6 protein-coding genes are annotated in these 6,963 nt (G+C 42.6%); 5 read left to right on the forward strand and 1 reads right to left on the reverse strand.

Annotated features, from left to right (window positions below; translation table 11 throughout):
* The first annotated feature begins 89 nt into the window (after positions 1-89).
* From hflX to CHH91_RS09465, 5 genes are all read left to right on the forward strand, one after another.
* Positions 90-1,331 carry a GTPase HflX gene (gene hflX, locus CHH91_RS09445; RefSeq protein ID WP_095223195.1) on the forward strand — a complete coding sequence of 414 codons (1,242 nt, stop codon included), beginning with the start codon at positions 90-92 and terminating at the stop codon, positions 1,329-1,331.
* Positions 1,328-2,581 (forward strand): methionine gamma-lyase family protein, encoded by a 1,254-nt coding sequence (locus CHH91_RS09450; RefSeq protein ID WP_095223196.1) that lies wholly within the window; start codon positions 1,328-1,330, stop codon positions 2,579-2,581. The genes hflX and CHH91_RS09450 overlap by 4 nt, the downstream gene beginning before the upstream one ends.
* Before the next feature lie 97 nt (positions 2,582-2,678).
* Positions 2,679-3,071 (forward strand): MerR family transcriptional regulator, encoded by a 393-nt coding sequence (locus tag CHH91_RS09455; RefSeq protein ID WP_095223197.1) that lies wholly within the window; start codon positions 2,679-2,681, stop codon positions 3,069-3,071.
* Between the two features lie 16 nt (positions 3,072-3,087).
* Complete coding sequence (glnA, locus tag CHH91_RS09460) at positions 3,088-4,422, forward strand: type I glutamate--ammonia ligase (protein ID WP_095223198.1); 1,335 nt, start codon at positions 3,088-3,090, stop codon at positions 4,420-4,422.
* A gap of 315 nt (positions 4,423-4,737) precedes the next feature.
* A complete protein-coding gene (locus tag CHH91_RS09465) occupies positions 4,738-6,414 on the forward strand; it encodes a DUF2334 domain-containing protein (RefSeq protein ID WP_176465742.1) in 1,677 nt (558 codons plus the stop codon).
* A gap of 178 nt (positions 6,415-6,592) precedes the next feature.
* On the opposite strand, the gene arr is transcribed toward CHH91_RS09465, so the two are convergent.
* Positions 6,593-6,963: NAD(+)--rifampin ADP-ribosyltransferase (gene arr, locus CHH91_RS09470; RefSeq protein WP_095223200.1), on the reverse strand; the 371-nt coding region annotated here is incomplete at its 5' end.

The raw sequence follows: 6,963 nt of genomic DNA on the forward strand, positions 1-6,963 counted from the left end.
TGAATGCGCCCATCTTAAAAGCTTTCGCATAAAGCGAAGGCTTTTTACTTGTATGATAGGGTATAATGACATATAGAAAGGGTGACAGTATGGAACGTGTATTATTGATGGCAGTCCATCACCAGAATCAGACATTAGAGCGATTTCAATCCTCGCTCGATGAATTAGAAGCATTAACAGAGACAGCAGGAGGCGCGGTGGCAGGGATTGTCACGCAGAAACGGGAACGCCTGCATCCTGGTACATATTTCGGATCAGGGAAGCTCGAGGAACTTGCTGAGTTAGTTGAGCAGGAAGAGCCGCTTCTGGTCATATCCAACGACGAATTGTCTCCAGGACAATTGAAAAATATCAGCAACCGAATTGGGGTCCGGGTCATAGACCGGAGTCAGCTAATTCTTGATATATTCGCAACACGTGCACATACCCGTGAAGGTAAACTGCAGGTGGAACTGGCACAGATGCAATATTTGCTGCCTAGACTATATGGACAAGGTACAGAAATGAGCCGTCTTGGCGCTGGTATCGGGACAAGAGGTCCAGGTGAAACGAAGCTTGAAACCGATAGACGCCATATTCGACGCCGGATCGACGAAATCAAACAGCAGCTGAAAGCTGTCGTGTCGCACCGCTCCCGTTACCGGGAACGACGAAAAGCAAATCAGGCTTTTCAAATTGCCTTGGTCGGCTATACAAATGCTGGTAAATCGACAATCTTCAACCGCGTGACTGGAAACGACAGTCTGGAGCAGGACCAGCTGTTCGCTACGCTGGATCCGATGACGCGCCGTATGCGCCTTCCATCCGGTTTTCAAGCGCTGCTCACGGATACGGTTGGCTTTATCCAGGACCTTCCGACAGCGCTTATCGCCGCTTTCCGTTCAACACTGGAGGAAGTGACAGAAGCTGATTTTATCATTCATATGGTCAACAGCGCACATCCAGATCATGAACAGCAGCAGGCGACTGTACTGAAGCTGCTCCATGAACTCGGTGCCGATCATTTGCCGATTTTGACAGTTTATAACAAAGCAGATTTGCTGACAGAGGATTTTATTGCTAGTGCGCATCCATATGTCCAGATCTCCGCATTCAAAGAAGAAGACCGCAGACTTGTAATGGATAAAGTACAGGAAATGATCCAGGAAGCAAGTGAGTTTTATGATACAATCGTACCTGCCGCTGGCGGCCGTCTATTGGACAAGCTTGCGCAGGAGACGATTTTAACAAAAAGGAATTACAACGAGGAAATGGATGTCTATGAAGTGAGCGGGTATGTATTGCCAAATCATCCGCTTTTCCATCAGTTGAAAGGAAAGAATGAAGCATGATAAACGAAACAGCAAGAAGAACAGAAGAAGAAACAAGCGCCGAGCGCGCTGGAATAGATTCCATCGTAGAAAAGAATCAGAAACGAGTGATGGATGCATTCCGCAATCAGCGCGTAAGTGACAGTCATTTCAATCCCACAACAGGTTATGGATATGATGACTTTGGTCGGGAGACCCTTGAACAGGTTTACGCAGAAGTGTTCGGCGGAGAGGATGCACTTGTGCGTCCTCAGATCGTTTCAGGTACACACGCGATAACTACTGCTTTATTCGGTGTTTTGCGTCCTGGTGATCAATTGCTTTATATTACCGGAAAGCCATATGACACGCTGGAAGGCGTCATTGGAAACCGAGAAGAAGATACAGGTTCATTAAAGGATTTCGGTGTCGCATACGATGCGGTTGATCTGACGGAGGATGGTGCAATCGACTATCCAGCTGTAGCAGATAAGCTTTCTGAGAAGACGAAGGTGGTGGCGATCCAGCGTTCCAAAGGATATGCCGACCGGCCTTCTTTTTCTGTTACAGAAATCGGTGAAATGGTTTCTTTCGTAAAAGGGAAGTATCCAGAAGCTATCGTTTTCGTCGATAACTGCTATGGAGAATTCGCCGAAACAGAGGAGCCGCTCCATGTTGGTGCGGATTTGATTGCCGGATCACTAATCAAGAATCCAGGCGGCGGTATCGTACGTGCGGGAGGCTATATTGCCGGCCGGACTGAATTGATCGAGTTGTGTGCCAACCGTTTGACTGCACCGGGACTCGGAAAAGAAACAGGAGCATCACTTGGCATGCTGCAAGAGCTGTTCCAAGGATTCTTCCTGGCACCGCATGTTGTTGGGGAGGCGTTAAAAGGCGCCGTCTTTACATCAAGATTTCTTGAGCTTCTCGGCTTTTCGACTTCACCGAAATTCAACAGCAAACGCGTCGATTTGATTCAATCAGTGAACTTCCACTCGGCAGATCAGATGATTGCCTTTTGTCAGGCAATCCAGCATGCATCACCTGTCAACGCTCATGTGACGCCGCATGCAGCACCGATGCCGGGATATGAAAGTGATGTCATCATGGCAGCCGGAACCTTCATCCAAGGAGCCAGCCTGGAATTAACAGCAGATGGACCGATCCGCCCGCCATATACGGCTTTTGTCCAGGGCGGTTTGACTTATGCCCATGTGAAGCTCGCTATTATGGATGCAGCTCAAAATCTATTAGAAAAAGGCTTGATATCAACTAATCAAGCATACTAAAAATTTTCATGTTAACTAAGCTAACACGTGTTGACATTTAAAATTACCTACGTTTATAATAGACGTAGAGTACATAAGGAAAGGGGATGGACGATAAATGAGTGACATGAATCGCCGATCTATGCCCTTGTTCTCTATTGGTATTGTAAAATCACTTACTGCATTAACAGCGAGACAAATCCGTTATTATGAAGACAACGGACTGATTTTCCCAGCAAGAACAGAAGGCAATCAGCGTCTTTTCTCATTCAATGATGTGGATCGACTGCTGGAAATCAAGGAATTGATCGATAAAGGAATCAACCTTGCCGGAATCAAGCAAATGCTGCCATACAGAGAAAAACCGACAGCAGAAATGCTTGAAACACCGATCGAACCGGAAATCTCTGATAAAGCATTAAGACAGATGCTGCGTCAGGAACTGATGGATACCGGACGATTAGGCAAAGCTTCGTTACGTCAGGGAGAGTTATCACGATTCTTCCATTAATAGAGGAGGAGAAAGAATGGCGAAATTTACTAGAGAAGATGTAATCAAGATTATCAAGGAGGAGAACGTAAAGTTCATTCGCTTACAATTCACCGACTTGCTTGGCACAATTAAAAACGTGGAAATCCCGCTTAGCCAGCTGGACAAAGCATTGGATAACGAAATGATGTTCGACGGATCTTCCATCGAAGGTTTCGTACGCATCGAAGAGTCCGACATGAAGCTTTACCCGGACTTGGATACGTTCGTCGTATTCCCTTGGACAAGCGAAAAAGGCAAAGTGGCACGTTTCATCTGTGATATCTACACTCCAGAAGGAGAGCCATTCGAAGGCTGCCCACGTTACAACCTGAAGCGTAACATCAAAAAAATGGAAGAGCTTGGATTCAGCGCATTCAACATCGGTACAGAGCCGGAATTCTTCTTGTTCAAACTTGATGAAAAAGGCGAGCCGACTTTGGAATTGAACGATAAAGGCGGCTACTTCGACCTTGCACCAACTGACCTAGGCGAAACTACTCGTCGTGATATCGTATTGGAATTGGAAGAGATGGGCTTTGAAATTGAAGCTTCCCACCACGAAGTGGCACCAGGCCAGCACGAAATCGATTTCAAATATGCTGATGCACTGAAACATGCTGATGATATCCAAACATTCAAACTAGTAGTAAAAACAATTGCTAGAAAGCATGGTTTGCATGCAACATTCATGCCAAAACCATTATTCGGTGTAAACGGTTCTGGTATGCACTGCAACATGTCTCTATTCAAAGACGGCAAAAATGCATTCTACGATGAAAGCGGCGAGTTGAAGCTTTCTGAAACAGCTTACCAGTTCATCGCAGGTACATTGAAGCATGCGGTTAACTTCACAGCGGTTACAAACCCGACAGTTAACTCTTACAAACGTCTTGTACCTGGATATGAAGCACCATGCTACGTAGCATGGTCCGGTAAAAACCGCAGCCCGCTTATCCGTGTACCATCCGCTCGCGGAGCAAGCACACGTGTCGAAGTGCGCAGTGTTGATCCATCTGCAAACCCGTACCTAGCAATGAGTGTATTGCTTGCTGCAGGTCTTGATGGAATCAAGAACAACATGGAAGCACCTGCTTCCATCGACCGTAACATCTATGTTATGGATAAAGCAGAAAGAGAAAAGAACGGCGTAGCAGATCTTCCAGCTACACTGTACGACGCTCTTGAGCAGCTAAAATCCGACGACATCATCGTCGAAGCACTAGGCGATCACCTATTCGAACACTTCATCGAAGCGAAAGAAATCGAGTGGGATATGTTCCGCACGCAGGTCCACCCATGGGAACGCGAACAGTACATGGAAGACTTTTAATGGAGGAAACCCTTGATACCACTGGTGTCAGGGGTTTTTCTTTTCGTGTATATTTTGTGAGTTTCCACCTCCTAATCACCCCATATATTTGCGCAATTTTTCTTATATTCCTCATATTACTCCAAGAATATATAGCGATGTAATTTCCATGCTGAAGAGATTCATGGAACACAAAAAGGGCCGCCTATGTATCATGATTTAGTGAACTGGTATAGCGTTAATATGGATCAGATAGGCTAGGTAATAAATTTTACCTATATATTATACAAAAATATGGTAAATTTAATGCAGAGATATAATGAATGGGGAGAGGTAATGTTGCGAAAAAAATTTGTTGTGTTGCTGCTGCTAATTATAATATTTGTCTTGAATTTACCTAGCGCTTCCTTTGCTGATCGTAAAGATTTAGTTTTAATTGTGTACAGCCAGACGGAGGAAGAACAATTAAAAGATGTGCGGATTTTGGAAACCTTAGTAGGTCAATTCAGAGACGATTACAAAATCATTGAAGATGCAGATATTGGCCAAGAAAATTTAAATGAGTTTGATTACGTTATTTATTTGGGAGCTGGAAGGAAAGCATTGTCAGAGAGCTTGCTGAAAACTTTCAATAATTACAAAGGCCCATTTTTCGCAATTAATCATAATGCAGAGCAGTTTAAAGAAAAGATGCCTTGGTTAAACATAAATGGGGAAGCCTTGGTTAATCAGGTTGAGGTCCCAGATAATCAGAGTCAGAACTTGACAGAGGAACGGATAGTTTATGATGTGACGGCTAATGGTACTGCTGTTTCTTTGGTCGGAAATAAAGTTGACGGCAGTGGCTCGGTTCCTTTACTGCTTAATTCGAATAATATATATTACTTTGCAGGTCAAAATCTTTATAATCCTTTTGAAGAATATATAACCCAGTCACTTATTAATTTCTTTGGTGAAGAAGGAAAAGGAATCACGAAGTATCTACGACTTGAAGATGTGCATCCCATGGTAGATCCTGATCAGTTAAGGGAACAAGCAGAATTCCTTAAAGAAAAGGATATCCCTTACATGGTGGCGGTAATTCCAGAGTATACGAATAACGGTAAAACAGTGCACCTTGTTGATTCACCCAAATTAGTGAAGACGCTAAAATACATGCAAAATAATGGTGCAAGTATAGTGTTGCATGGATACAAGCACCAATATCGCAGCTCAGAAACAGGTGAAGGCTTCGAATTTTGGGATGCTGAGAATGATAGGCCTATTTATCAGCCAGCCAATGAAAAAGCCAAGCAGATGTCGGATTTTCCTACTTATGCAGCATATGAGGCTTTTGTTGAGGAAGGCGAAGAGTATGAAAGGTCATATATGGAAAATGCAATAGAAAGCGGAATAGAAGAGTTGGTAGCTCATGATCTCTATCCCGTTGCTTTTGAAGCACCTCACTATGCCATTTCTCAACAAGGATACAAAATAGTATCCGAACATTTTTCTTCTTACGTTGGACAGCTGCAGTTGACTGATTTAACTTGGAAGGGAGAATTTGCACCTCCGTATGAGTCACGACCTGAATTTGTGCATGGTATGACTGTGTATCCGGAAACCTTGGGTTATATTGAAGAAGGTGATGATAAAGGAATTGAGAAAATGCAGGAAAAAATAGAGATAAAATCAAAATATAATCATTCCTATTTATCTGCCTTTTATCACCCTTATTTGGGATTAGAAGGGCTTAAAGAAGTCGTCGAGAATCTAAATGAGGTTGATGGAACATGGCTTGATTTAAAACAGCGGGATAATCGGGTCCAAGTAAATGATATCAGTATATTTACAATAGACGGAGAGTACCAAGTGGAAAAGCCCTTCTTGGCTAGTGACTATGAAAGGAACTTGTTTATACGGAAAAGCCTAATATGGTTTATACCGGTGCTTTTAGTCGGGGTAACTTTAGTGATTTTCTTAATACGAAAAAGAAAGAAAAAAAGCATATCTCAAGTAGAAAACGCCTCCTAATCTGTCGAATCGTAAGAAGCACACTCAATCCTTGCCAGAGCATAATCTCTATACATTTCATTTCTGATTGGCATCCATATTTTGATGAAAAGTGTGGCGAAAGGAAAATGAACAAATTGAGATATTGCCAATAAAATATCTCAATTTGTCCACTTCAAGTACTTATAGATATTAAAGATTAATCGTATATTACATTTTTTCCTTCTTCAGTTAACTTTTTTAAAGATGCAAGCATATGATTTATTTCTTCATCAGAATGTCTTTCCCATGAACTTAATTCAGCAATTATTTTCAAAGGAGATTTTGACCTATAAGAACGTGTTGGGTTTCCAGGAAATCTTTTGTCAGTCAAGTTTGGATCATTTTCAAAATCACCTAATGGTTCTACAATATAGATTCTTTCCTTTGATTCAGATCTTGCTAATTCAGCACCCCATTTAGCAGCATTCAATGTTGCAGTAAAATATATATAGTTAGATTTTTTATCCTGGTAATTTGATAAGTACTGTGGCACTAATAAATCCCCAACATTTAGTTCTGCTTTCGTAC

Source organism: Virgibacillus sp. 7505, from assembly GCF_002272135.1.
GTDB lineage: Bacteria > Bacillota > Bacilli > Bacillales > Amphibacillaceae > Terribacillus.